At 73.7% G+C, this 25,662-nt stretch carries 18 protein-coding genes; 3 read left to right on the top strand and 15 right to left on the bottom strand.

Features of this window, described 5'->3' with window-relative positions; all coding sequences use genetic code 11:
* Nucleotides 1–16: 16 nt before the first annotated feature.
* From ACWGR4_RS36930 to ACWGR4_RS36915, 4 genes are all read right to left on the bottom strand, one after another.
* Nucleotides 17–1,429, bottom strand: coding sequence for a HEAT repeat domain-containing protein (locus ACWGR4_RS36930; protein ID WP_380000979.1), 1,413 nt, complete (start codon nucleotides 1,427–1,429; stop codon nucleotides 17–19).
* Between the two features lie 245 nt (nucleotides 1,430–1,674).
* Nucleotides 1,675–2,079, bottom strand: coding sequence for a hypothetical protein (locus ACWGR4_RS36925; RefSeq protein WP_380000980.1), 405 nt, complete (start codon nucleotides 2,077–2,079; stop codon nucleotides 1,675–1,677).
* Nucleotides 2,080–2,200: 121 nt separating this feature from the next.
* Nucleotides 2,201–2,431 (bottom strand): hypothetical protein, encoded by a 231-nt coding sequence (locus ACWGR4_RS36920; protein ID WP_126640696.1) that lies wholly within the window; start codon nucleotides 2,429–2,431, stop codon nucleotides 2,201–2,203.
* Nucleotides 2,432–2,688: 257 nt separating this feature from the next.
* Nucleotides 2,689–4,578, bottom strand: coding sequence for a penicillin-binding transpeptidase domain-containing protein (locus tag ACWGR4_RS36915; protein WP_380000982.1), 1,890 nt, complete (start codon nucleotides 4,576–4,578; stop codon nucleotides 2,689–2,691).
* 301 nt (nucleotides 4,579–4,879) lie between these two features.
* On the opposite strand from ACWGR4_RS36915, the gene ACWGR4_RS36910 reads away from it, so the two are divergent.
* On the top strand, nucleotides 4,880–5,197 hold the full coding sequence (locus tag ACWGR4_RS36910; protein ID WP_380000984.1) for a WhiB family transcriptional regulator: 318 nt from the start codon (nucleotides 4,880–4,882) through the stop codon (nucleotides 5,195–5,197).
* A gap of 46 nt (nucleotides 5,198–5,243) precedes the next feature.
* Here ACWGR4_RS36910 and ACWGR4_RS36905 read toward each other — a convergent pair whose 3' ends face one another.
* Together ACWGR4_RS36905 and ACWGR4_RS36900 are read right to left on the bottom strand one after the other, a co-directional pair.
* Nucleotides 5,244–5,819, bottom strand: a complete 576-nt coding sequence (locus ACWGR4_RS36905) for a phosphoribosyltransferase family protein (protein WP_452129606.1) — start codon at nucleotides 5,817–5,819, stop codon at nucleotides 5,244–5,246.
* 797 nt (nucleotides 5,820–6,616) lie between these two features.
* The gene (locus ACWGR4_RS36900) at nucleotides 6,617–6,844 is read right to left on the bottom strand and encodes a hypothetical protein (protein ID WP_380000988.1); all 228 of its coding nucleotides are present in this window, start codon (nucleotides 6,842–6,844) and stop codon (nucleotides 6,617–6,619) included.
* A gap of 196 nt (nucleotides 6,845–7,040) precedes the next feature.
* Between ACWGR4_RS36900 and ACWGR4_RS36895 the strand changes: the two genes are divergently transcribed.
* Nucleotides 7,041–9,212 (top strand): protein kinase domain-containing protein, encoded by a 2,172-nt coding sequence (locus ACWGR4_RS36895; protein ID WP_452129605.1) that lies wholly within the window; start codon nucleotides 7,041–7,043, stop codon nucleotides 9,210–9,212.
* 595 nt (nucleotides 9,213–9,807) lie between these two features.
* On the opposite strand, the gene ACWGR4_RS36890 is transcribed toward ACWGR4_RS36895, so the two are convergent.
* Entirely contained in the window at nucleotides 9,808–10,929 is a 1,122-nt protein-coding gene (locus tag ACWGR4_RS36890; RefSeq protein WP_380000992.1) for a DUF2637 domain-containing protein, read from the bottom strand.
* Nucleotides 10,930–11,348: 419 nt separating this feature from the next.
* Here ACWGR4_RS36890 and ACWGR4_RS36885 point away from each other — a divergent pair, with 419 nt between their 5' ends.
* The gene (locus tag ACWGR4_RS36885; protein ID WP_452129604.1) at nucleotides 11,349–12,236 is read left to right on the top strand and encodes a hypothetical protein; all 888 of its coding nucleotides are present in this window, start codon (nucleotides 11,349–11,351) and stop codon (nucleotides 12,234–12,236) included.
* 48 nt (nucleotides 12,237–12,284) lie between these two features.
* Here the strand turns inward: ACWGR4_RS36885 and ACWGR4_RS36880 are convergent, their stop codons facing one another.
* The 8 genes from ACWGR4_RS36880 to cobO form a co-directional block, all read right to left on the bottom strand.
* The gene (locus tag ACWGR4_RS36880; protein WP_380000996.1) at nucleotides 12,285–13,088 is read right to left on the bottom strand and encodes a TrmH family RNA methyltransferase; all 804 of its coding nucleotides are present in this window, start codon (nucleotides 13,086–13,088) and stop codon (nucleotides 12,285–12,287) included.
* Nucleotides 13,089–13,457: 369 nt separating this feature from the next.
* Nucleotides 13,458–14,681: a uroporphyrinogen-III C-methyltransferase gene (gene cobA, locus ACWGR4_RS36875; RefSeq protein WP_452134137.1), complete on the bottom strand. Its 1,224-nt coding sequence runs from the start codon at nucleotides 14,679–14,681 to the stop codon at nucleotides 13,458–13,460.
* A 229-nt stretch (nucleotides 14,682–14,910) separates the two neighbouring features.
* Nucleotides 14,911–20,136, bottom strand: a complete 5,226-nt coding sequence (gene cobT, locus ACWGR4_RS36870) for a nicotinate-nucleotide--dimethylbenzimidazole phosphoribosyltransferase (RefSeq protein WP_452133086.1) — start codon at nucleotides 20,134–20,136, stop codon at nucleotides 14,911–14,913.
* On the bottom strand, nucleotides 20,133–21,236 hold the full coding sequence (cobC, locus tag ACWGR4_RS36865; RefSeq protein ID WP_380001001.1) for an Rv2231c family pyridoxal phosphate-dependent protein CobC: 1,104 nt from the start codon (nucleotides 21,234–21,236) through the stop codon (nucleotides 20,133–20,135). The genes cobT and cobC overlap by 4 nt, the downstream gene beginning before the upstream one ends.
* Before the next feature lie 208 nt (nucleotides 21,237–21,444).
* A complete protein-coding gene (locus ACWGR4_RS36860; protein WP_452133085.1) occupies nucleotides 21,445–21,951 on the bottom strand; it encodes a cobalamin biosynthesis protein in 507 nt (168 codons plus the stop codon).
* On the bottom strand, nucleotides 21,948–23,162 hold the full coding sequence (gene cbiE, locus ACWGR4_RS36855) for a precorrin-6y C5,15-methyltransferase (decarboxylating) subunit CbiE (RefSeq protein WP_380001005.1): 1,215 nt from the start codon (nucleotides 23,160–23,162) through the stop codon (nucleotides 21,948–21,950). The genes ACWGR4_RS36860 and cbiE overlap by 4 nt, the downstream gene beginning before the upstream one ends.
* Nucleotides 23,163–23,282: 120 nt before the next feature.
* Nucleotides 23,283–24,674: a cobyrinate a,c-diamide synthase gene (locus ACWGR4_RS36850; protein WP_452133084.1), complete on the bottom strand. Its 1,392-nt coding sequence runs from the start codon at nucleotides 24,672–24,674 to the stop codon at nucleotides 23,283–23,285.
* Nucleotides 24,671–25,285 carry a cob(I)yrinic acid a,c-diamide adenosyltransferase gene (gene cobO / locus ACWGR4_RS36845; protein WP_395786771.1) on the bottom strand — a complete coding sequence of 205 codons (615 nt, stop codon included), beginning with the start codon at nucleotides 25,283–25,285 and terminating at the stop codon, nucleotides 24,671–24,673. The genes ACWGR4_RS36850 and cobO overlap by 4 nt, the downstream gene beginning before the upstream one ends.
* Nucleotides 25,286–25,662: the final 377 nt, after the last annotated feature.

The raw sequence follows: 25,662 nt of genomic DNA, 5'->3' as shown, positions 1-25,662 counted from the left end.
GCCGGCTACATCTCGCTCACATCTCGCTCAGCCTGGCCTTGGCGGCGGTGCGCACCTCGGCGTGTTCGGCCGGGTCGCCCGCGAGCCGGCGCAGTCGCGTCACGGCCTCGGGGCGGCGCGCGTCCACATGGCGCGCGGCGATCAGTCGGGTGTCGGCCTGGCAGTCCCAGAGGGCTTCCACGGCCGTCTCGGCGGCGAAGGAGGGCTCTATCCGGGCGAGGGTCTCCACGGCGCAGGCGCGCAGGCCGGCGGAGGCGGCGTCGCGGTAGACGTCGCGGATCAGGTCGAGCGCGTCGACGAGGGCGAGGCGCCCTATGCCGGTGACGAGGTCGCGCAGTCGGAAGTGGTCGGCCTGGTCGGCGTCCGCCGCGCCGACCGGGGGCACCGCGGCCACCCTGGCGCGCAACGCGTGCAGCAGAATCGGTCCGTCGGCGGGTTCCCCGGCACCGGCCAGTATCCGCACGGCCACCTCGCCGAGCAGGTCCTCGCGGGCGGCCCAGGTGCGGGCCCGGGCGACCGCGGCGGGGGTGCGCAGGCCGCCGATGGCGTGTGCGGCGGCGAGCCGCACCCCGGTGGGCGCGTCGGGTGCGAGCGCGCCCTCGGCCAGGTCGAGCAGCGCGCCGTCCCCCTGTTCGCCGAGGTAGCGCAGCGCGGCGGCTCTGGCGCCGTCGGGTCCGGCCCAGGCCGCGGCCAGGATCGCGCCGCGGTGCTCCGGACCGGCGACGGCGGCGAGCCGTCTGCCGCAGGCGAGCGCTTGGCGTGGGCCGTCGGCGGCCTCGGCGAGCACCTGGTCGACGGTCTGCGCAGGCGCGGTCGGCGGTGTGCCGGTACGCACGGAGCGGGTCAACTCCCAGCGCCACCAGTCCAGGTCGACCTGTTCGACCACGGCGCGCACCCGCTCGTCCTCGGCCGCCCAGATCCGCCACGGGCGCATGCCGGTGGAGCGCTTGACGCAGTCGTAGAGTTCGTCGTCCTCGCCGCGCTCCAGCACGACGTCGAGCATGCCGGTCAGCGCCGCGTCCTGTCCGATGGCGGCGAGCCGGTCCAGCGCCTCCGGCCAGTCGCGGCCCTCCTCCACGTAGGCGCGCAACAACTCGGTCGCGTCGGTGCGGCCGAGGCGGGCGAGCGTGCCGAGGACGGCGAGCGGGAGCGCGGTGCGGTCCGCGTCCTCGTCGGTCCAGTCCTCCTCGCACAGCAGATGTCGGGCGAGGCCGTCGAGGCCGGCGTCGAGGTCCGCGTACAGGCGCGCGTAATAGAGCGAGCGGGACTCGGTGGCCGGAACGGCACGGGGATCGCGGACCACGCAACCGTCGAGCGCGTCGAGCACGGCGACGCGGTCGGCGACGAGGGCCCGCCGGGCGCCCTGTCCGTGGCCGCTGCGAAGCAGGCCGAGGAGGGCGTCATGCGAGGTGATGACCGGATCGAACATGCCGCAAGCATCGGTGGCCGGCAACCCTGGAGCAACAGGATTTAGGACACATGTACCCGTTGCCCGTTGTTTCGACGAACCACCGGGCGCCGTTGTCACCCTTTCGTCACCCGAAGCCACGAACTGTACCGCCCCCGTTGGCCCCCCGGCCGCCCGGGCATGCAAGGGGGGCCGGACGGGTGCGGGGGGCGACCACGTGGGTGTGGGGACCGCCGACCGGGGCCGCGAGGGCGGGCCCGGGGCGGTCAGGGTTGTTTGGGGACCGGGATGCGGGGGCGGTCGCGGCGGACGGTGCCGTAGTCCTCGCCGTCGAGCGCGCCGAGCACACTCGCGGGTACGAAGGACTCCATCGCCCACGCCCGCGTCTCCACGTCGGCGGCGAAGCCGTACGCCCCCCAGACGGGCCAGCGCACGCGGGCGCGCCAACTGCCGTCCCGGTACTGGTGCCAACTCACCAGGGTGACCTCGAGGTGCTGCCCGTCCGGGAGGACCATGCGCACCCGGGGGCCGGTCGGGTGCGCATCGGCCTCCTTGCGGCGCTCGCCGACCCGGCTCGGCCGCGGCTCGCGGACGCCGAGCGGTTCCGTGGCCGGCATGGGCGAGTCGCCGCCGACGGCCAAATTCCGTACTGCTGCGGTCTGGCTGCTCACGCGGCCATTGTGCGGCGCCGGAACGATCCGCCGGCCCGAAACGCGTCGCCGCACACACGCGTCCCACCCGTACGGCGCACGGGGGCGCCACGCGGATGGGACGTGTGGGGGGTGCGTCCGGTCAGGAGACCACCCGGAGTTCGGCCGGACCGACCACGCTCAGCCCGAGCACCGCGGCCAGGTCCTCGACGAGGTTCGCGGCCTGGTCCGGAGTCAGTCGTTCCACCGTCCACTCGTCGGTGGGCCGACCGTGCTCGTCGGTGTGCGGGCCGAATCTCAGCTCGATCGGACGTTCGGCGTCGGCGGACGGCAGCACCGGAACCCGGGCCACCAGGGTGACATTGTTCGACATGACGTCGACTCCCTTCGGAGAGCGAAAACGATCGCCGCTGTCATTGCCGGTCACTCCTCACGCTCGCATCGGACACGGACGGTGTCCAGGTGCATCCCGGTGTCACAAGGAGCGTGCCGGGCGCGCCTCGACGCACCGAAAAGCCCCGACGCGCATCGCGCGCCGGGGCTTCGCTTCGGTCGACCGGTCGTGTGGGGGACCCGGGAGAACGGCCCACACGGACCCCGGGAGGAGGGCCCGCATCGGTCGGAGGTCGGCTAGCCGAAGAAGGCCTTCACCACCGGACCCGCCGCCGAGCCACCGGACTTGCCCTTCTCCACGAGCACCGCGACCGCGACGTCGTCCTTGAACGCGATCATCCAGCCGTGGGTCAGGGTCTCGCCCTTCTCGTCGAACTCGGCGGTACCGGTCTTGGCGCCCACCGTGCCCGGGATGCCCTGCAAAATCTTGCCCGAGCCGTTCGCCACCACGCCCTGCATCAGCGCCTTGAGCTGGCCGGCGATCGACGGGTCCAGGGGATGCGAGGGCACCCGGCCCGGCACGTCGTCGGGCGCGAGCACCGGCTGGTTGAACTTGCCGGAGGCGATCGTCGCGGCGACCGAGGCCATCACCAGCGGGCTGGCCAGCACCCGGCCCTGACCGATCATCGACGCGGCCTTGTCGTTCTCGCCGTTGGCCGTCGGCACCGAGCCGTCGAAGGTGACCGTGCCGACGTCCCATTTGGCGCCGATCCCGAACTGGTCGCCGGCCAGCTTGCTCAGCGTGTCGTTCTGGATCTTGGCGCGGTTGCCGATGAAGGCCGTGTTGCAGGACTGCGCGAAGTCGTCCTGGAACAGCGCGTCGGGCATCGGCTTGAGGCCGTCGTAGTTCTTGAACGTCTGCCCGTTGACCACCAGCGTGTTCTCACACGGCACCTTGTCGGTCGGCTTGATGCCGGCCTGCAACAGCGCGCCCGAGGAGACGGTCTTGAAGGTCGAGCCCGGTGGGTAGCGCCCGGTGAAGGCACGATTGTCGCCATTGGACGGGGTGTTCGCGGCGGCCAGGATCCCGCCCGACTTGGCGTCGAGCACCACGATCGAGGCGTTGTTGCCGCCGGTCACCGACTTGAGCGCCTTCTCGGCCTGGTCCTGCACGCCCGGGTCGAGGGTCGTCTTCAGCGACTCCGCCGGCTTGCCCTTGACGTCGACCAGGGTCGCCTTCTCCGCGCCGCCCGCGTCCACGACGGTGATCTTCAGGTCGGCGACGCCGGCCAGCTTCTTCTCGTAGCGGTACTGCAGACCGGAGGCGCCCACCTGGTCCGCCGACGAGGCGCTCGGGTCGGCGTTCTTGAGCAGGTCGGCGTTGTCACCCGAGGCGACCGTGCCGACGATCTGCTTCGCCACGTCGCCGGATTGGGTCGCCCCCTCCTTGACCTGGATCCCGCCCAGACCGGCCAGCTTGACCTGGCCGCCGCCGTCCCACTTGTCCTTGCGCAGCGTCACCAGGGGCAGCGACTGGTTCGGATCCGCCGCCGCGACCCGGCCCTTGAGCTTGGGGATGTCCAGGTCGAACATCGGGTCCGACAGCGCCGCGTACAGCGCGTCCGCGTTGGTGATCTTGGCCGGCCACAGGGACAACGCCACCACGGGCGTCGTGGTGGCCAGCGACTTGCCCGAGCGGTCCAGGATCTCGCCGCGCTTGGGCAGCGTACGATCCCGCTTGATCTTCCCGCTGTCCGCCAGTTGCGGGTGCACGATGGTCTGGGTCCAGTGCACGGTCGTCTTGCCGTTCGCGGTGACGATCGGGACCGTGGACGCGATCTTGACCGGGTCCGCCACCCCCTTGAGGGTCAACGTCGCGTTGTACGCGAGCGTGGCCGGCGCGTTGTCCTTGCCCTTGGTGTAGGTACCGGCCTTGTACTCGGCCTTGACGATCCCCAGTTGCTTGCTCGTGGTGTCGAGACCCTGCTTGGCCGTTGCGGGGTTGTCCGTGAAGGACGCCGCCTTGGTCAGGTCGCCGCTCTGCCACGCGGTCAGGAAGTCCCTGCCCGTCGTCTCCGATGTGTCCTTCTTGTCTTCTCCGCCGCTGCACGAGGTCAGCCCGGCGACCACGACGACCGACACCATCAACGGCACGGCCGACGGCAACCGTCGCATCCTGCTGCCCACCAGATTCCTCCCGTACGTTCCGCGAACCCCCGACAACCGCCGGCGGCCTCCGGTCACGCTACCGGGGCCGTCGGGGCGAATCGGTCATCGGGCAGGTGTACGACCCACTTGTGACCTGGTTGTTGAGGTGCTCCGAACGAGGGAGTGAGGGATCGCCCTCAACCCTGCGCGAACGGGAGCCGAATTCCCCGCGGGAGGAAACCGGTCTCTCATCCGATGCGTCGGTAGGAGCAAGAGGGTCAGCCGGGACGGGGGCCCCGCATTGACCGTTGGCACCGTCGAGCAGGAGGAGAACGGGGCGATGGGGACCACACGGATCGCCATACCGACACCACCGCGTTACGGGTGGCAGGAGGACGCGGCATGCAGGGGCCTGGACGCCGGCCTCTTCTTCGGCGACGACCAGGAGCGACCCGGCGAGCGCCGGGCGCGCGAGCGAGTCGCCAAGAAGGTCTGCATCTCCTGCCCCGTGCGGCGGCGCTGCCACGAGCACGCGATGTCGGTCCCGGAACGCCGAGGTGTGTGGGCGGGTCTCGGCGAGACCGAACGCGCCGCGCTGTTGCGCGAGCAGGAGCAGGAGCAGGGGCACGACCGGGAGGAGACCACGACGGCGGCCTGACCGGGCCGACCGTCGGGTCCCGCCGCGGACGCCGGTGACCGGGGGGTCACGCCGGCAGATCGTCCTCGGTGAGCAGACCACGCACGTCCAGTCGGGCCCGCACGTGCGGTGCGCAGGCGTCCACCACCACCGCCGCGCCGATCCATTCGGCGCCGGCCTCGGTGACCATGCGGCGCACCGCGCTCGCCTGTGCGCCGGTCTCGATCCACTCGTCGACGAGCAACACCCGGTCGCCCGGGCGGAACAACCGGCCCGGGACCACGAGGGTGAGGCCGCCGTCCTGGTATTCGGGCGGGGTGGCGGCACGCAGCATGGGATCGGCGGCGGGCCCCCGGTGCTCGCCCACGATCCGTCGATCCTTGCGGATCTCCACGAAGCCGACGCCCAGATGCAGCGCGGTGATCGGACCGAGGACGAGGCCGCGCGTCTCGATGCCGACGATCAGCGTCGGCCGCGCGTCGGCGTGCAGGGCGCCGAGCCCGGGACCGAGCATCGCGAGCAGTTCGGGGTCGTGCCACCACTCGGACGCGTCGGCGAAGGTGCCCCACGGGGTCTCCCGCCAGGTGAACGCGTCGGCGAGTCGGCGCGCGACCGCTCCCAGGCCGCCCTGACGACTCGTCACCTCGGTGCCACCCCGTCTCGTCCCCCGCACCGACCCGTGTCGATCTTCGACCGAACAGACTACCGAAACGCCCACGCCCCCACGCCCGGCCCACTCGGCACATGGGGGTTTGGACGGCGCACGATCGATACCCAGGCAGGCCCGTCCGCCCAGCGCCTGCCACACGCGCCTCGGGCTGCCGGCGGTTGCCGCGCGCGGACCTGGGCCGTGCTCGGTTGCCCCACGCAGCCTTCGGCGGCCGTTGGCGCGCGCAGGCCGGCGCGGCCTGCCGTTGGTGCGCGCAGGCTTCGGCAGCCGCCGTCGGCGCGTGCCGGGCTTGAGCGGTCCTGCGGTTGCGGCGCACAGGTTTCGGGAGCGGGTGGTTGCCGCACGCAGCCTTCGGCGGCCGTTGGCGCGCGCGGACCCGGGCCGCCTGCCGTTGGTGCGCGCAGGCTTCGGCAGCCGCCGTCGGCGCGTGCCGGGCTTGAGCGGTCCTGCGGTTGCGGCGCACAGGCTTCGGCAGCCGTTGGTGCGCGCAGGCCGGCGCGGCCTGTGGTTGGCGCATGCGGGGTTGGGCGGTCGGTGCGTGCGAGCTTGGGCCGTGCTCGGTTGCCGCACGCGGGCTTTGGCAGCCTGCGGTGGCTGCGCCGCTTGGGCCGCTCGCGATGGACGCGCGAGTTTGGGCCGCGTTCTTCGCCGCACGCAGACCGGGCTGCGGTTGCCGCGCGGACTTGGGCCGCCTGCGCGGGACGTGATGGCCTGTGGTTGCCGACTGTGGGCGACGGCAGTCGGGTGGTTCGGCTGCCGTCGCCGCATGGTCAGTCGGTGTCGGGGCGGTCCAACGGCTGTTCGACCAGGGCCAGTACGCGGCTGGCCATGAATCGTGCCGTGCGCACCACCGTGCCCGTCCGGGTCAGCTCGCTCACCTCGACCACGCCGCGCCGGACCGCGACGTCGAGCCGGCGCCCCGCGCGGGTCGCGGTCATCTCGTAGGTTTTGGTGCTGTCGCCCGCGTCGACCACTATCTCGACCCGATCGCCCTTCATTCGTGCCCCCTTCGACCGATTACCTCCATCTTCTCCCACAGGTCCGACATCGGCGGGCGCTGCGGCGGGGTGGTCCGGCACCGACTCCGGGGCGCCTTACCGCGCCGGGCGCCGGGGTTCCTCTAACGTGTCTCGCACAGGGAATTCGGGCAGACGAAACCCGGACGACGGCACCACGCGAGGGGATCGGGCACACATGACGATGGTGCGGCTGCGACGGCAGGATCCGCGCATCGTCGGTTCGTATCGGTTGCTGCGTCGTCTCGGGGCCGGCGGCATGGGCGTGGTCTACCTCGGGGTGGACCGGCACGGCACCCGGGTCGCGCTCAAGCTGATCCGCCAAGAGCTGGCCGGGAACCCGGAGTTCCGCTCCCGCTTCGCGCGCGAGGTGGCCGCGGCGGCGATGGTGCGCGGCAACCGTACGGCCGCCCTCGTGGACGCCGACGCGGGCGCCGACCGGCCCTGGTTGGCCACCGTGTACGTGCCCGGCCCGTCCCTCCAGCGCCGAGTCGGCGAACGCGGCCCGATGGGTTGTCTGGACCTGGCCCGGATCGGCTCGGCGGTGGCCGACGGCCTGGTGTCCGTACACGCGGTCGGCGTCGTGCATCGCGACGTGAAACCGTCCAACATCCTGCTGTCCCCCGACGGGCCGCAGATCATCGACTTCGGCATCGCCTACGCGGACGGCGCCGGCACCCTGACCGTCACCGGAACGGCCGTCGGCTCACCGGGATTTCTGGCCCCCGAGCAGGTGCGCGGGCAGACCGTGACGCCGGCCACCGACATCTTCGCGCTCGGCGTCACGCTGGCCTATGCGGGGCGCGGGGCACCGCCGTTCGGGTCGGGGCCGGTGGACGCGCTGCTGTATCGGGTCGTGCACGAGGAACCCGACCTGGAGGGTGTGCCGGAGCAGGTGGTGCCGTTGATCTCGGCGTGCCTGTCCAAGGATCCGCGGATGCGGCCGACCGCCGAGCAGGTCCGCGAGCGGCTGGCCGCGATCGCCCGGCGGCGCGAGGCCGAACGGGGTACGCCGGCGCGCGGCACGGCGGCGGCGCCGTCGACCGCGGCTCCTGCCGCGATGAAGGGCGGCGCGACGCTCGCGGCGGGGCCGAGGGAGCGAGACCGCGAGCGGGAGCGGGAACGGGCCAGGCGCGAGGCGGCGCGGCGCGAGGGGGCACGGCGGGACGAGGACACACGGGCCGAGCGCTCCGCGGCGCAGCGGGCGGAGACGGGGCGGCCGGAGTCGGGGCGCGTGGAGCCCGGTCGGGGGTCGGCGGAGGGGCACGGCGCGGGTCGGTCGGAGTCGGGTCGGCAGGACGGGGCGCGGTACGAGGCGACGCGTCCGGACGGGGCGCGGCACGACGCACGGGCGCACGGTTCCGAGGGCCAGGGATCCGATCGGCGCGGCGCGGACGGCGGGCGGGCGGACCACGCGGTCCGGCACGAGCCCGGCCGGGGCGACGCCGGGCGGCACGAGCCGCGGCAGGAGTCGGCCCGGCACGACACGCGCCCCGACGGAGGCCGGCACGACACGGGGCGGCCCGACGCCGGCCGCGGCGAACGCTCCGAGGCGTCGCGCGGCTCGACCGCGGAACGCCCCGACCGGGCGGAACGGGCCGAGCGCACGGAGCGGCCGAACCACTCGGATCGTTCGCATCACCCGGATCGCCCGGACGGCAAGCGGCCCGGCCGGCTCGACCACGGCCCACGCTCCCGCGCGGGGTCCGGCACCGGCTCCGGCACGGGAACCGCGTCCGGCACTCCGCGCCGCCGCCGGCCCGAGGAGCGACGGCGGTTGCTCATCCAGCAGTTGATCGTCTTCGTGGTCGTCACCGCGATCGCCGCGTTCGCGATCGCCGCGTTCCAGAGCGACGGCGGCGACGACGGGCCGAAGGTGCCCGCAGCCGCCGACCCGGCCCCGCCGCAGGCCCCGGGGCCGTTCCGGATCGGCCCGGCGCACGGCTCGATCCCGATCGCGGACTGGTCGGACCGCACCTACTCCGACCCGTCGGTGAGCGGCGCCACGGTCACCCTGACCGACGGCACGGCCGTGGTCGGCAGCGACCGGGTCACCCTCGGCGACGTGGTCCCGGCGAGCCTGGACGGCGCCCCGGCAGTGGTCGTGGTGCTCACCCGTACCCCCGGCGCGGGCGGCCCGGCGACGCACCTGGTGGAACTCTTCCGCTTCGCCAACGGCGCGCCGACCACGGTGGCCGCGCTCGCCGCGGGCGCGGATCCGCAAGCCGTCGCCACCCGCTGGACGGTGGTCGAGGGCGGCATCTCGCGCATCCAGTCCTACCTGGACGTCCCCGACGTGACCACCCGCTACGTGGTCGGCCCCTCCGGCGTCCTGGTCCCCACGGCCTGAACACGGCGCCCACCGCCCGAACACGGCCTCCATCGCGCGAGCACGATCCCCGTCGGGGCGATCCGGGTGATGCGAACGATCCGAGTGATTCGGCCACTCCGCACGCTCGGCCCGGTCGAGGCGTTCCGCGGTCGAGCCGCGTGACGCCTCGGAGCGTTCGCCGCCGACCGGCATCGGGCCGCCCCGTGTCGTGCCAGCCCCCGTCGGGGCGCGCCTCGTGCCGGGCCGACCCTTGGCGCCCGGCGTCGCCCCGCCCGGGCTCGTACCGGACCGCGTGCTCCGCCCGCCCACCGTCCGCGCCGACCGGACACCCGGCCCCGTGCCCTCGCGCATCGTGCCGCGCCGCGTCCGGGCGAGCCGCCTCGTGCCGGCCCGACTCGGACCGACCCGCGCCATGCCCCTCGGCCGACCCGGCCCGGCTCCACGCGCCCCGACTCCGGCCGACCCGCCTCCGCCCGATGCGCCACCGAGCGCTCGGCCCGCGTACCCACCACCCACCACAACTACGACGAGGGGCACCCGGCCCGAGCCGGATGCCCCTCGTTCGTGTACCGCACTGCCTCGCGCACCGCGTCGGATCACGCGGTGTCCGGCCTCAGCCGAACTGGCGTTCCAGGTCCTTCAGTTTGCGCTCCAGCGAGTCGAGCCGGGGCAGCGTCATGGTGTCGTCCTCGGCGGTGAGGTCGATGACGTCGCGCCGCTCGGCATCGGCGGAAGTGCCCGTCGCCGCCGGGAGTTCGCTCGCTCGCGTGGGGGATGCAAGAGCCGGACGGCCGGAAGGGCCGTTCGCATCGGCTGAGCCGCCGTGGCCGGAAACGTCGTTTCCGGCTATAGCAGGCTCCGAGAGTGCTTCGGAGCCGCCACCTCCCGGCAGAGCAGCCATTTCCTGACGTGCGGCGCCGCGCCGACCGAAGTGGCCGGTGCCCTCGCCGCGGCTGAGCGCCTTGAGCTGCGCCCGCTCGCGCTTGCCGTCGATCCGCCGACGCTCGCGGTCGTCCTGCTTGGCCCGCTTGTCCTCGCGGACCTCCTCGACCGCCTCGTCGAGGGTGCGCACGCCTTCGAGCAGCATGAGCGACCAGGCGTTGAACGTCTCGTGCGGGGCGCGCAGCCACCGCACGATCCGGATCTGCGGCAACGGACGTGGCACCAAGCCCTGTTCGCGCAACGCGGCCCGACGGGTCTGCTTCAGCGCGCGGTCGAACAGGACGGCTGCGGAGAGCGACATGCCGGCGAAGAACTGCGGCGCACCGGCGTGCATGTCGCCGCGCGGCGCGTGCACCCAGTTGAACCAGGCCGAGGCACCCGCGAACGTCCAGACCAGTATCCGCGAGCCGAGCGCCGCGTCACCGTGGCTGGCCTCGCGCACCGCGAGCACGGAGCAGAACATCGCCGCCCCGTCGAGCCCGAACGGCACCAGGTACTCCCAGCCGTTGGCGAGCCCGAGGTTCTCCCGGCCGAAGCCGACCAGGCCGTGGAACGACAGCGCGGCCGCGACGCCGGCGCAGACGAACAGCAGGGTGTACGAGGCGACCCCGTACATCAGCTCCTTGCGCCGTCGGCGATCCTGCTCACGCTCCCAGTTGTCGGATCCTTCCCCGGTATCCGTCGCATCGGCCTTGCGGCGTCGGACGACCAGATACGCCACAAGCGCCATAAGGGCGACCAGTTCCGCCAAGCCGACGAGGGCCCAGGCCAGGGGTACACCCATGATCTCCAACGAGCTTTGCCTCGCTTCCCGTTCCTGATCCGATTGCGCGGCGCCCCATACTGGCGGAATTTCGCCTGGTGCGGGTCGAATCCACCGAATATCCCGCGTGTGGGTGACGGGACATTCCCCCGCACATCCACTTTTTCGGCCGCCCGTGCGACCCGAACAGGCCACTGCGCCATTTTGGGCGACGCTCGACCGTACTGCACTTCCGCGCACACGCTAGTCCAAGATCACATTCGATCGAAATTGGCATGACGCGATCGGCATGTCATGAGACAAATCAGGGAAGGCCGTTGCCTCGAATTCCGGGGCGATCGGAAGAAACATCTCATCGAACGCAAGGAAGAGGGAAGCGGATCACTACCAACCAAGTACACAAACGAAAGCAATCGGGCGTCAATCGGGACGCAGGTGATCGGATCAAAATGCATCGGATCACCGCCTACCTGGACGGACGACCCTACCGGCTGATCACCCCACGCCCGTCGAACACGACCCGGTTCGCCGTCAACCTCTGGCACGACTTGTGGCACGTGGTGACCGACCGGGCCGGCGCCATGCTCTTCGCCCGGCTGATGTGGGGCCTGGCACACGAGCGATACCCGAACACTCTCGTGGTGATCGACCGCCGTCACCTCGACCCGAACCCGTTCGACGCCGAACCCTCGCCGCCCATCGTGCTGTTCGCCGGCGAGCGCACCCCCTTCGGCGGCCGGGCCGCCCGCGACCTGCGCCGACTGCTGCCCACGCTCGGCCGACCGGACGGCACCGTGTACTGGCGCACCCACGGCCTGGACGCCGCGCTCGCCGACCGCGACGCCTGGATGCGGCGGCACCCGGAGCCCATGTGGGACTGGGAGCGCGAACGTTGGCGCAAGCGCAGGCTGGAAGACACGGTGCGCGACGGCCTGTTCGTACTGCCCGCGGATGCCGACGCGCTGCGCCGCGAAGCGGTGTGCATCGCGGGCATGGAGGTGTCCGCCACCACACCGATGGCCTACGAGTACCTGTACCGCTACCGGTTCCAGGTCTTCCACGACTACCGGCGCCGGGTGAGCGCGGCCCGGACCGCGCGCCGCGAGATCGAGGAACTGCCCACGCCGCCGGACCGGTTCGCCCCCTGGAGATACGCCGACAGCGACGCGGTCCACCTGCACATCTGGGACCGGGGCACCGAGATCCGGATGGCCCGGATGCGGGGGCGCCGCGTCCACGCCCGCCCCGAGCTGTACCACACCCGCTCGATCAACGACATCCAACGCTCGGGCGAAACCGCCGGCGAACGCCACTACGACGCCCCGTCGAACACCTGAGCCCGCCGAGCCCATCGCGCACGTTTCCGCCGTTCGGCCGTCCCCCACTCAGCCGAACGCCACCGCATAGAAGGCGACGGCCGCGGCAGCACCGACATTCAGCGAGTCCACCCCATGCGACATCGGGATCCGCACCAGCCGATCCGCCGCGGCCAACGCCTTCGCGGTCAGCCCCGGCCCCTCCGCGCCCAGCATCAACGCACATCGATCGGTGTCCGCGGTCGGCAACTCGTTCAACGCCACCGACCCTTCGCCCGGAGTCAGCGCCAGCAGCGTCAACCCCGCCCCACGCAGCACGTCCAGGCCGCCGGGCCACGGGTCCAGGCGCGCATACGGCACCGAGAACACCGCGCCCATCGAAACCTTCACCGACCGCCGGTACAGCGGATCCGCGCAGTCCGGCGACAACAACACCGCATCCATGCCCAGCGCCGCCGCGCCACGGAAGATCGCCCCGACGTTGGTGTGATCGTTGACCCCCTCCAGCACCGCGACCCGCCGCGCACCGGCCACCAGCTCACCCGCCGCCGGCAACACCTTGCGCCCCATCGAGGCCAGCGCCCCCCGATGCACCTGATACCCCGTCACCCGCTCGACGACCTCGGGACTGCCCACGTACACCGGCACGTCGGCCCGCTCGATCACCTCCGCCATGACCTCGAGCCAGCGTTCCGAAAGCAACATCGACCGCATCGGATACCCCGCCCCCAACGCCCGCCGAATCACCTTCTCCCCCTCCGCCATGAACAGCCCCTCGGCCGGTTCACGACGACGACGCAACTCGACATCGGTCAAATCGGTGTAGTCGACAAGCCGCGGATCCCCAGGATCATCAACCAAAATCACGGACATCCCCCCAGTCTCCCAGCCCCCACACCCCAACAGCCCGCCACCCAACCCCACAACACAAAACGAACCCCGCAGCCCGCCCGGCCCTTGAGAACCAGCCGGCCACAGACCCGGCGCCACCACACCGGAACGCCAAGCCAACCCGGGAACCAAGACCACCCCCTCAGCCCGTCCGGCGCTTGAGGACAAGCCGGCCACAGACCCGGCACCACCAAACCGGAACGCCAAGCCAACCCGGGAACCGAAGCCAAACCCTCAGCCCGTCCGGCGCTTGAGGACCGGCCGGCCGCAAGGCCAGGCGCGCCGGCAGGCGATCCTGGCCCAGGTCGAACCCCCCCAGCCCGTCCGGCGTTTGAGGACCGGGCCGGCCCGTCAACCCGAGAGCGCGGCCACCTCGCCGATGACCACGATCGCCGGTGGGCGAATCCCCGCCGCGGCCACGTCCCCCGCCGCCGCGCCCAGCGACGTGCGCAAGACCCGCTGCGTGGCCATCGTGCCCTCCTGGATCACCGCGACGGGAGTCGAGGCCGCACGGCCATGCGCAACCAGCGCCGCCGTGATCGGCCCCAGCCGCTCCACCGCCATCAGCAACACCAGCGTCCCGCGCAGCCGCGCCAACGCCGCCCAGTCCACCAGCGACCGCGGGTCCTCCGGCGCGACATGCCCCGAGACCACCGCGAACTCGTGCGCCACACCCCGGTGGGTGACCGGGATGCCGGCTATCGCCGGAACCGAGATCGCACTGGTGATCCCCGGCACCACCTGACACGGCACGCCCGCCTCCGCGCAGGCCAGCGCCTCCTCGAAGCCCCGTCCGAAGACATAGTTGTCGCCGCCCTTGAGCCGCACCACGAAGCGCCCCGCCTTCGCGTGCGTGATCATCGCGTCGTTGATCGCCTCCTGGGCCATCGCCCGCCCGTACGGGATCTTCGCCGCGTCGACCACCTCGACATGCGGCGGCAACTCGCCGAGCAGCGCCCGCGGCCCGAGCCGGTCCGCGATCACCACATCGGCCTCGGCCAGCAGCCGCCGCCCACGCACGGTGATCAGGTCCGGGTCGCCCGGACCGCCACCGACCAGCGCCACCCCCGGCAGCACCCCGCTCGGGCGTTCCTTGCGCGCGGCCAGCGACCCGTCGTGCAGACCCTCGACGATGCGATCCCGCACTCCCGCCGCCCGCCGCGGATCGCCCCCCGCCAGCACCGCCACGGTCAGCCCGTCGTGCCGCCCACTGGCCGGCGTCCAGGCGCTCGCGTGTGAGGCGTCGTCACAACGCACGCAGAACACCCGTCGCGCCTCGGCGTCGGCCGCCACCGCCTCGTTGACCTCGGCGACATCGGTCGCGGCCAGCGCGTACCACGCCCCGTCCAGGTCGCCGGGCGCATAGGCCCGCCGCGCCCAGCGCAGTTCGCCGCCGCTCGCCATGCCCTCGACCGCGGGCGTCGCCTCGGGGGCGACCACAAGCACGTCCGCGCCGGCGTCGAGCAGCGCGGGCAGGCGACGCTGGGCGACCGTACCGGCGCCGACCACGACGACACGCCGGCCCTCCAGGCGCAGGCCGGCGGGGTAGGCGGGGGGACCAGGAAGTCGGGACATCGTTCTCACTTTTCCGGGTGGGGCGGGGCGCTCCGCGTACGCGGTGCTCGGTGGGTCTGTGGTGCTCCGCGGTGTCCCGGGAGCCGGCCGGCTGGTTCCGGCCCGCTCCGGGTCACCACGTTTCACCGCGCGGAAAGGGCACCTCGGCCACTCCATCGTGGCCGAGGTGCCCTTCTGCTGCTGCGGGCGGGACTCGAAAAATAGCCGAACCAGTCGGTATCAGTCGATATCAGTCGGTCTTGCCACTGACTCCCGCCGAGTCGAACGTGGCCACATCGTGCAGCACGCGCACCGCGCTCTGCACCAGGGGCAGGGCCAACACCGCGCCGGTGCCCTCGCCGAGCCGCATCTCCAGCTCGACCAGCGGACGCAGCGACAACTTCGCCAACGCCGCCGCATGCCCCGGCTCGGCCGACCGGTGCCCGGCGACGCACGCCTGTACCGCCTCCGGCGCGATCGCCTGCGCGACCAGCGCCGCCGCGCCCGCGATCACGCCGTCGAGCACGACCGGGACGCGCAGCGCCGCCGCGCCGATGATGTAGCCGGCGATCGCCGCGTGCTCCAGGCCGCCGATCGCGGCCAGTACGCCGATCGGGTCACCCGGGTCCGGTTCGTGCCGCGCGAGCGCCGCCTTGACCACCTCGATCTTGCGCCGGTGCGTGGCGTCGTCGATCCCGGTGCCGCGACCCGTCACCTCGGCCACGTCGGCCCCGGTGAACACCGAGATCAGCGCGGCGGAGGCGGTCGTGTTCGCGATCCCCATGTCGCCGGTGAGCAGGCCCCGGTTGCCCGCGGTGACCAGGTCCCGCGCGGTTTCGATGCCGACCTCGATGGCGGCGATCGCCTCCTCGCGGGTCATCGCGGGGCCCTGGGTCATGTCGGCGGTGCCCGGCCGGATCCGGCGCGGGAGCAGTCCGGTGGCGTCCGGCAGCTCGGTGGCGACGCCGACGTCGACGACGCACACCTCGACGCCGACCTGCTTGGCGAACGCGTTGACCACCGCGCCGCCCGCGAGGAAGTTGCCCACCATCTGGGCGGTGACCTCCTGCGGCCACGGCGACACGCCCTGCGCGTGCACCCCGTGGTCGCCGGCGAATACCGCGACGGCCGCGGGCTCCGGGATCGGCGGCGGGAACGTCCGGGCCAGGCCGGACAGCTGCGCGCCGATCGTCTCCAGGATGCCCAGCGAGCCCGGCGGCTTGGTCATGTTCCGCTGGTGCTCCCAGGCCGCGCCGAGCGCCTTGGCGTCGAGCGGACGCACCGACTGGAGCGTCTCGTCGAGCAGGCTGACCGGGTCCTCGCCGGGCAGGCCGCGCCGACCGTAGGTCTCCTCGTGCACCACCCACGACAGCGGGCGGGCCTTGGCCCAGCCCGAGGTGGCCAGCTCGGGCTCGTCGGGGAACGCGTCCACGTAGCCGACGCACAGGTACGCCACCACGTCGATGTGCTCCGGCAACCCGAGCGCCGTGGCCAGCTCGCGCTCGTCGAAGAAGCTCACCCAGCCGACCCCCAGGCCCTCGGCCCGGGCGGCGAGCCACAGGTTCTCCACCGCGAGCGCGCTGGAGTAGGGGCCCATCTGCGGCTGGGTGTGCCGACCGAGGGTGTGCCGACCGCCACGCGTGGCGTCCACGGTCACCACGATGTTGACCGGGGTCTCCAGGATCGCCTCGACCTTGATCTCCAGGAACTGCTTGGCCCGGGCCTTGGGCAGCGAGGTGGCGTACGCCTCCCGCTGGCGCTGGGCCAGTTCCTGGACGGTGACCCGGGTCTCCTCGGAGCGGATCACCACGAAGTCCCACGGCTGCGAGTAGCCCACGCTGGGCGCCGCGTGCGCCGCCTCGAGAACCCGGACCAGTACGTCGTCCGGCACCGGGTCGGGCCGGAACCCGGCCCGCACGTCGCGCCGCTCGCGCATGACGCGGTGCACCGCCTCGCGCGCCGCATCGTCGTAGCCGGGGGCGGCGGGGCCACGATCGACCTCGGGCGCCTCCTCCTCGACGACCTCCGCCTCCGCGCCCTCCGTGCCCTGGGCGCCCTCGGCACCCTCTGTGCCCTGGGCGCCCTCGGCCGCCACCGGGGTCGCCGCGGCCTGCGCCTGCACCGGCTCGGCCTGCTGCGCCGCCTCGGCGGTCGCCGGCTCGGCGGGAGTGGTGGGCAGCAGCACGGTCTCGGCGGTCGCCGACGCCTGCGCGCCCGCGATCGCCGGCTCCGGCGCGCCTGCGGCCCCGACGGCCGCGTCCGGCTGCGGGGTCGCCTCCGGGGCGTCGACCGCGCCGTCGGCGACCACGCCGACCGGCTCGGCCGGCGGCGGCGGAATCCTGGGGATCTCGCCGGTCCCGGCGGCGGCCGCGGGCTGCGGCCGCTGTTCGGCGTCGGCGGTGGGGGTGACCTGGGGGCCGTGCATGGCGGTGCCTTCGTCGGACGTACGGGGAACCGCCGGCGTGACGCCGGCGCCGGAGTCGGCCTCGGCCGGCCCCGCGACGGGCTCGGGGGCCGGCGCGGGCGGCTGTTCGACGGGTACCTCCTCGGCGAGGAGTTCCGCCGCGATGGCCCGCGTGGTCGGCCCGGCCGCACGCACCGGAGCGGCGGCCGGCACCTCGACCGGCACCTCCGCAGCGGCGGGCACGTCGGCACCGACCGTCTCGGCGGGCGCATTCGCGGCCACGGACGCCGCACCATCTGCGCCGGGTACGTCCGACGCACTCGCCGGACCCCCGGAAGCCTCGGACCCGACGGCGGAAGCCGCCTGCGCGTCCGGCACATTCGCCGCCGGAGCCGAAACCTCCGACCCGACGGGCGCACTCGCCGGAACCTCGGGAGCCGGCACGGCCTGCGCCGCATCCGCCCCGACAGGCGCCGCCTCGGCGACCGCAGCCGCCACCGCCTGCGCCTCGGAACCGGCGGCCGCGACCGGCGCAGCCGCCCCATCCGCACCGACCGACGCCTGCACCACGGGCACGGCGGCCGCATCGGCCGCCGCATTCCCCGCGGCCGGCCCGGCCGCTGCCTCGGCGCCCTCGGGCCCGGCCTGCGGCACCGCGGACACACTCGCCGAAGCCTCGACGACCTCCGCCTCCGCGACGGGGGCCGACACCGGCACATCCGCCGGCGTCTCGGCAACCGGCACCGCCTGCGCGTCGGGACCGGCGGGCACCGTCGCGACGGCACCCGAATCGGGCACCGCCTGCGCCTCGGCCGCCCCGGCCGTGACATCCGCCGGTGCCGCCTGCGCATCCGACCCGGCAGGCACCGTCGCGGGCACATCCGCAGCCGCAGCCGCGACAACCTGCGCGTCCGGCGCAGCGACAGCCACCACCGGCGCATCCGGCGCGTCCGTCACAGCCCCGGCGACCGGCTCCGCCGGTGCGGCGGGCTCGACCGGCGCACTCGCGGCGGGTGCCGCCTGCGCCACCTCCGAAGCCGGCACGTTCTCCACAACCGGCGCTTCCGCAACCACCGTTGCCGACTCGGCCGGCTGCTCCACCGGCCCGGGCACGTCGGGCGTCGAAACCACGGCGGGCGACGACTCCTGCGCCGGCACCGGTACCGGCACCTGCGCCACCGCGGCCGGCTGTCCACCGGCCACACCACCCGCGGGCAAAACCACGGTCTCGGCCGGCGCCGCCTCCGCGGGCGTCACCACCGGCCCGACAGGAGCCGAAACCGGCTGCGCGGCCACGGCCGCGGCCTCGTCCGGGCTCGGCGCAGCGGCGACCGCCGCCTCCGCCGGGCCCTCGTTCACGGCCACCGGCTCCGGCGGCGCCACCGGCCCGATCGGCGTGGCGGCAGCGGGAGTCGCCCCCTGCTCGGCCTCCACCGCCCGCTCCGGACGCCGCCGACGCCCACCGGTGCCCTCGGGCACGACGGGGGCCACCGGCTGCGCGACCGCGGCCTGCTCGGGCACGGGCGATTCGACACCCGCCGCCGGCGCCGCGACCCCGGCATCCGGCGTCGGCGCGACAGCGGGCACCGGAACCGGCTCGGCGGTCGGCGTCGCCGTCGGGGCGACCGCCGGAGCGACCCCCGCCGGCACGCTCGCGACCGTGTCCGGCGCGGCCTGTACGAACCTCGGCGGCACCGCCTGCGTCGGCACGCCGGGCAACGGTTGCGGTATGGCCGGCGCGGTCACCCCCTGCACGGGAGCGGCCGGCGCGACCGGCGCCGCGGGCTCGACCACCACGCTCTGCTCGACCTGCTCGACGGGCGCACTCGACGCCGCGGCACCCTCGGCTGCGACCGGCGCACCCTGCTCGACCGGCGGCGTCCCCGCCGCGGCGGCCTGCTGCGGCGCGGCCTGCTGCGGCGCGGCCTGCTGCGGCACCACCGGCACCCCCGACGGCGGCTGCGCCGCCGGACCCTGGGCGGGGATGCCGGTGTTCACCGCGTCGCCCACGGGATGCGCACCGCTGTGCGGCCCCGCCTGCTGCGGCACCGGCCCACGGCCCACCCGGCGCTGCCGGCGCGGCGGCAGCGTGGTGCGCTGCGGCACGGCGGCGGCCACCGGGAACGGCGGTGTGTCGACCGGATTCCCACCCATGGGCTGCTCGGGCGCCGGCGCCTGGGCCTGAACCACCGGTTGCGCCTGCGACCGATCCGGCGCCGCAGGCACCTGTACCGACTCCGGTTCCGGCTGCACCGGCTGCCCCGGCACCGGCTCCGCGCTCTGCGCCGCGCGCACCCGCTGCCGCAACCGACCACCATTGACGGCGGGCGCCGCTTCGGCTCCCCCGGACGCATGCTCGGGCGCCTGCCCGACCACACCCCGGCCCACCGGCACCGCGCCGTCGGCCGGACCGTACTCGCCCACGACCGCACCCGGCGGCACGAACTGCGGTGCGAGCGGCGGCGGCACCACGGGCACCGCCTGCGGCGGAACCGGCACCGGCACACCCGCGCCCGGCCCGCCCGCGGCCGCCTCGGCCGCGCCCGGCATCGCCCCACCCGGAGCCTGCGCCGGCGCCGGATAAGGCTCGGCAACGCCCGGCGCCACCCCGTACGCACCCGCGCCGAACCCCTGCACCGGCTGCGGAACTTCCTGATGCGGCGTCATGGGACCGGGCGGATACGGAATCTGACCGGCCGTCATGGGCGCGGCCGGCTCGACGTAGGTCTCCGGCAGTTCGGGCTCGTCGATGATCATCGCGGCGAACATGCCGGACTGCGGGCCGGGCACGGCGTCGTACGCCTGCTCGACCGGCGGTACCGGGGCCTGTCCCGAGGCGTCCTCACCGGCGGCGACCATGCGGTCGGCCAGCGACATCCCGGGGGCCGTCGGTACGTTCGGATCGGCCCAACCGGCCTGCGGGCCGGGCATCAACAGCGAGTCCTCGTCGTCCAGATCGTCGTACGGATACGGACCGGCCGGTTCCCCGACCGGACCGGTGCCGGCGGCGTGCCCGGCGGGGGCAGGGCCCGCGCCCTCCCCGGCAGGTCGGCGCTCGTCGGCTTCGCTCATCGAACTACTCCTTCCAGGGCAGCCGCGAAGGCCAGCGTCGTGGCACGATCCCGCACCGCGATCCGAAGCCAATCCGGGCCCAGGCCCGGAAAGGTGTCGGCCCGCCGAACCGCGTAGCCTCGCTCCCTCAGCTGCTCGCGGATCTCTGGGCCCCCCTCGGTCCGCGCGAGCACGAACGAGGATCGGGGAACGACCGGTAGCCGCATCCCCGCAACCGTGCGCAATCTCTCCACGAGGTACGAACGGTCAGCCGCGAGCGTAACGGCCAACGCCTCCGCCTGCGCCAGCGCCTCCGGCGTGCAGCACGCCTCGGCGGCGATCAGCGCCGGTGTCGACACCGACCACAACGGCTGAGCGTCCGTGAGGATGCGCACCAGATCCGGGGAAGCCAGGACGTAACCGATCCGAAGTCCGGCCAACGCCCAGGTTTTCGTGAGACTTCGCACAACGACGAGCCCGGGCAGGTCGCGCCGATCGGCCACGCTTTCGGGTTCACCGGGGACGGTGTCGGCGAACGCCTCGTCGACCACGAGGATTCGGCCGGGGCGCGCGAGCGCGGCGATCGTGGCCGCCGGGTGCAGCACCGAGGTGGGGTTGGTGGGGTTGCCGAGCACGACCAGGTCGGCCGATGCGGGGATCCGCGCCGGGTCGAGCGCGAAGCCGTCGCGCTCGTCGAGCAGTACCCGGTCCACGGTGTGCCCGGCGGCGCGCAGTGCCGCCTCGGGCTCGGTGAACTGCGGGTGTACGACCACCGCGTGCCGGGGGGTCAGGGTGCGGGCGAGCAGGACGAATGCCTCGGCGGCGCCCGCCGTGGGCAACACCTCGGCGATCGGGCGCCGGTGTCGGGCGGCGATCGCGGCGCGGGCGCGGGTGGTGTCGGGGTAGGCGGCCAGGTCGCGCAGGCTCGCGGTGAGTCGGTGCACCAGCCACGACGGTGGTTCCGCGAGCCGCACGTTGACCGCGAGGTCGACCAGGCCGGGCCCGATCTCCGCGTCGCCGTGATGGCGCAGGTCCACGTCCGGGCTCACGCGCGCGCCCGACGTGCCGTCCCGATCGTCGGGAGTGGGCCCGTCCGGGTCCGTCATCGCGTCATTGCCCATGCTCGTGCTTTCCCGGCTTCCCGTGCCCCTGCCCGGCGTCATCGCCCGGTGCCCCTGCCCCGCCCGTGTCGTTCGTGTCCATGATGGTGGTGATGGTGCCCGCTCCGACGGCCGGGGTCCCGGCGTTGATCGCGAGCGAGCACTTCCCGATCGATTCACCATACGAATTCGATCGCCACGGCGCCGAGTCGGCTCGATTCTGCACCGATCACGACGTTTGTCGGTCCACTTCACCACCCGTCGACCCCACGTGACGGGCAATCGCCACCGTACAGCGCGGACGCGCCCCCACGCCGCGCGTCTTCCCCACCACCAACTCGCCCGGCGGCGCGCCCGGTACCGGCCCGAGCCGAGCCGCGGCCTCCGCGACGCTCGACGTGCCGACCGCCGCCCGCACCCGCTCGGACGGATGGGGAACCGGCACCTGGGCCAATTCCGCCGCCTGCCGCGCGTACAGCGGCAGTCCGAGCAGCGCCGCGCCGGCCACCAGGCCCGGCTCGTCCGCCCGCGCCGCCACGGTCACCAACGCGCGCACCGCCGAGCGCGCCGCACCGGCCCGCGCCAACGCGGCGCACACGCTCGCGCGCACCTCCTCCGCGCCGACCCCGCGCGCCGCCCCGATCCCGACCACCCACACCCGGGCGTCCGCCCCGGAGTCGGATGATTTGCGGGCGTCACTCGCCCGCGGATCATCCGCCCGCCGCTCACCCGTCAAGAACGATCCCCCCACACCACGAACACCGGGTGCGCCGGCTCCAACCCCAGCGCCCCACCGCTCGGCGCCGACAACCGCGAGGCCTGCAACAGACAGCCGTCCACCGTGTAACCCGCCCGCTCCAGCACCGCACGCGCCTCGGCCACCCGGTCCACCTCGGAGAACCCGGCGACGATCCGCTCCGGACGCCGCGCCGCGCACGCCGCCAGCGTCGAGGGCCCGCCCCCGCCGACGAACACCACGTCGGGCAGCGGCAGTCGGGCCAGCACCTCGGGCGCCTTGCCGTGCACCACCTGGACCTCGACACCGAACCGGGAGGCGTTCTCCGCGATCAGGTCGCACCGGAACGCGTCCTGCTCGATCGCGACCACCGCTGCGCCGTGCCGGGCGCACTCCACGCCGACCGAACCGCTGCCCGCGCCGACGTCCCAGACCAGATCGCCGAGCCGCGGCCCGATTCGGGCCACCGCGAGCGCACGCACCTCGGCGCGGGTGATCGCGCCCGCACGATGCGCGTACGACTCCTCGGCCAGCGCCCAGCCGCGTACCGGCCCCGGAAACCCCGGCCGTTCGCCCGCCAGCCAGCCCGCCGCGGCGCCCGCGCGCGGCGCCGGACCGATCACGATCACCACGTCCACGTCGGACCACTCGTGCCCGATCGCATGCTCCGCGGAGACCATCGAGATCTCCTCGTCCTCGGTGCCCAGCCGCTCGCAGACCACGAACGTGCGCGGCACGTCGGTGAGCAGCGCGGCCAGTTCGGCCGGCCCCGCACCCGAACCGGTCAGCACCGCGACCTTGCCGAACGCCCGGCACAGGTTCGCCGCCCGACGCACGTCCCGGCCCAACGCGCTGACCACGCGGGCGTCGTCCCACGCCATCGAAGCCCGGGCGAACGCCAGGGCGACCGAGGACACGGCGGGCACGATCTCCAACTCCAGGCCGTACTCGGGCCGGCGCAACAACCGCACGATCCCGAAGAAGCCGGGATCGCCGATCGCGAGCACCACCGCGATGCCGCGATGCGCGCCGATCCGCTGCGCGGCCACGTGTACGTTGCCCAACACCACCCGCTCGGCCCCGTCGGGCACCTCGACGGCCGCCAACACCCGCTCCGGCCCGGCGACCAACGTCGCCGCCCGCAGCGCCTGGACGGCCGGCGCCGACAGCGGCCCGCCGTCGTACCCGATCACGGTCACCCGATCAGCCATGGCCATCCCCCCTCACCGCGCCGAACCCCGGGGGAGGTTCCGCGCGGATCCGCGACGGCGCCCGTGGCCGGGCACCTGTACCCGACACGACGTCGGCTCCCCCACCCGAGGTTGCGCCGATCACGCACCGAGAGTTACTCCCTCCCCGGTCCCCGAGGTCACACCCGTCCCCGCACACGCGTCGACGAACCGCCGGGCCAGGTCCGGCGCGCCCGCCCAATGGGTATGCAGGTACGACGCGTGCACCGACCCCGCGACATGCCCCTCGAAGCCCGTCTCCCCCAGGCTCCACGCGGGCCGGCCGCCCGCCCTCGGGGTGAGCGTGGTGCGATGGAACTCGTGTCCGCGCACCACCCGTCCGGTCGCCGCGAGCACCGAGTCGTGCGCCGCCGTCGCCTCGCGATAGCCCAGGGTCAGCCGCTCGGTCATCCGCGCCTCGGCGGGCAACACCCCGCACATCGGCACCCCGTCCAGGCTCCTGGCCAGGTACAGCAGCCCCGCGCACTCCGCCGCGATCGGCCCGCCGCGCCCGGCCAGCGCCACCACGTCCGCGCGCAGCGTCGCGTTCGCCGCCAACTCGGCCGCGTACACCTCGGGAAACCCGCCGCCCACCACCAGGCCCGCGGTCCGCTCGGGCAAGCGCTCGTCGCGCAGCGGATCGACGGTGACCACCTCGGCCCCGGCCGCGCTCAGCAGTTCGGCGGTCTCGGCGTAGGCGAAGGTGAACGCCGAGCCGCCCGCGAGGGCGATTCTCGGCCGGCCGGCAACCGGGCCGCCGACCTCCCGGGCCGCGTCCCACGGCGCGTCCGGCAGCGCCCCCGCACCCGCCGCGATCCGTCGTACGGCGGCCAAGTCCACACTGCGCGCGATCAGTTCGCCGAGCGCCTCCACCGTGCGCACCGCGTCCGCATGCCGCTCGGCGACCGGGACCAAGCCCAGGTGCCGGGCGGGTTTGGCGATCGTGTCGTGCCGGCGCAGCACGCCCAGGACGGGCATGCCGATCTCGTCCAGCGCCTCGCGCAGCATGCTCTCGTGCCGGTCCGAGCCGACCCGGTTCAGGATCACCCCGGCCACGCCCACGGCCGGCTCGAAAGTGTCGAACCCGCGCACGAGCGCGGCCACCGAACGGCTCTGCGCCCGCGCGTCCACGACCAGCACCACCGGCGCCCCGAGCAACCGCGCGACGTGCGCGGTGGAGGCGTATCCACCACGCCCGGCCGCGCCGTCGAACAGCCCCATCACACCCTCGATCACGGCCAGATCGGCCCCGCGCGCGCCATGCGCGAACAGCGACCCGATCCGGTCCTCCCCGACCAGGAACGGATCGAGATTGCGCCCGACCCGGCCGGCCGCCAACGCGTGATACCCGGGATCGATGTAATCCGGCCCCACCTTGTGCGGCGACACGACATCCCCGCGCCGGGTGAACGCGGCGATCAGCCCGGTGGCGACGGTGGTCTTCCCATGCCCCGAGGCGGGCGCGGCGATCACCACCCGCGGCGGAGCACTCACCACTCGATACCCCGCTGGCCCTTTTGCCCGGCGTCCATCGGGTGCTTGATCTTGGTCATCTCGGTGACCAGGTCGGCGGCCTCGATCAGGCGCGGATCGGCGTCGCGACCGGTGATCACCACGTGCTGGCTGCCCGGCCGATCCCGCAACACCGCGACCACCTCGTCCACGTCCACCCAGCCCCACTTCATCGGATAGGTGAACTCGTCGAGCACGTACACCCGATACGTCTCCGCGGCCAGGTCCCGCTTGATCTGCTCCCAGCCCTGCCGAGCCGCCTCCGCGTGGTCCTCCTGCGTACCCTCGCGCTGGATCCAGGACCAGCCCTCACCCATCTTGTGCCAGGTGACCGGCCCACCCTCCCCCGTCTCGTCGTGCAGGCGCCCGAGGGTGCGCAACACACTCTCCTCGCCGACCTTCCACTTGGCCGACTTCACAAACTGGAACACCCCGACCGCCCACCCCTGATTCCACCCCCGCAGGGCGAGCCCGAAGGCGGCGGTCGACTTCCCCTTGCCGGCCCCGGTATGCACGACAACCAACGCCCGATTCCGCCGCTGACGCGTAGTCAGCCCATCAGCAGGCACATGCACGGGAACACCCTGCGGCACAACAACCTCCCTCAACCCAAAGACCCAGGGCAAAGCCCCAGGCCAACCAATCCAACCCAGCCGGCACTAAAAAACACCCGCAGCAAACACCCAAAGCCTCAACCCACCCCACCCAAGCCAACCAACTTCAGCCCGTCCGGCGTTCGAGGACGCTCGCCGCAAGCACCCGAAAACCCCACCCCAACCCGCCCGACGCAACCAAATTCAGCCCGTCCGGCGCTTGAGGACGCTCGCCGCAGGCGCCCGAAAACCGCAACCCGACCGCCCAAAGCACCAATCCCAGCCCGTCCGGCGCATGAGGACAAAGCGGAGCGCAGCCCGGCTCCCGAAGCCCGACCCAGTCTCAACCCCAGCCCGTCCGGCGCTTGAGGACACCC

This window comes from Embleya sp. NPDC055664 (assembly GCF_053618075.1).
This window is presented reverse-complemented; position numbering and strand designations above follow the sequence as displayed.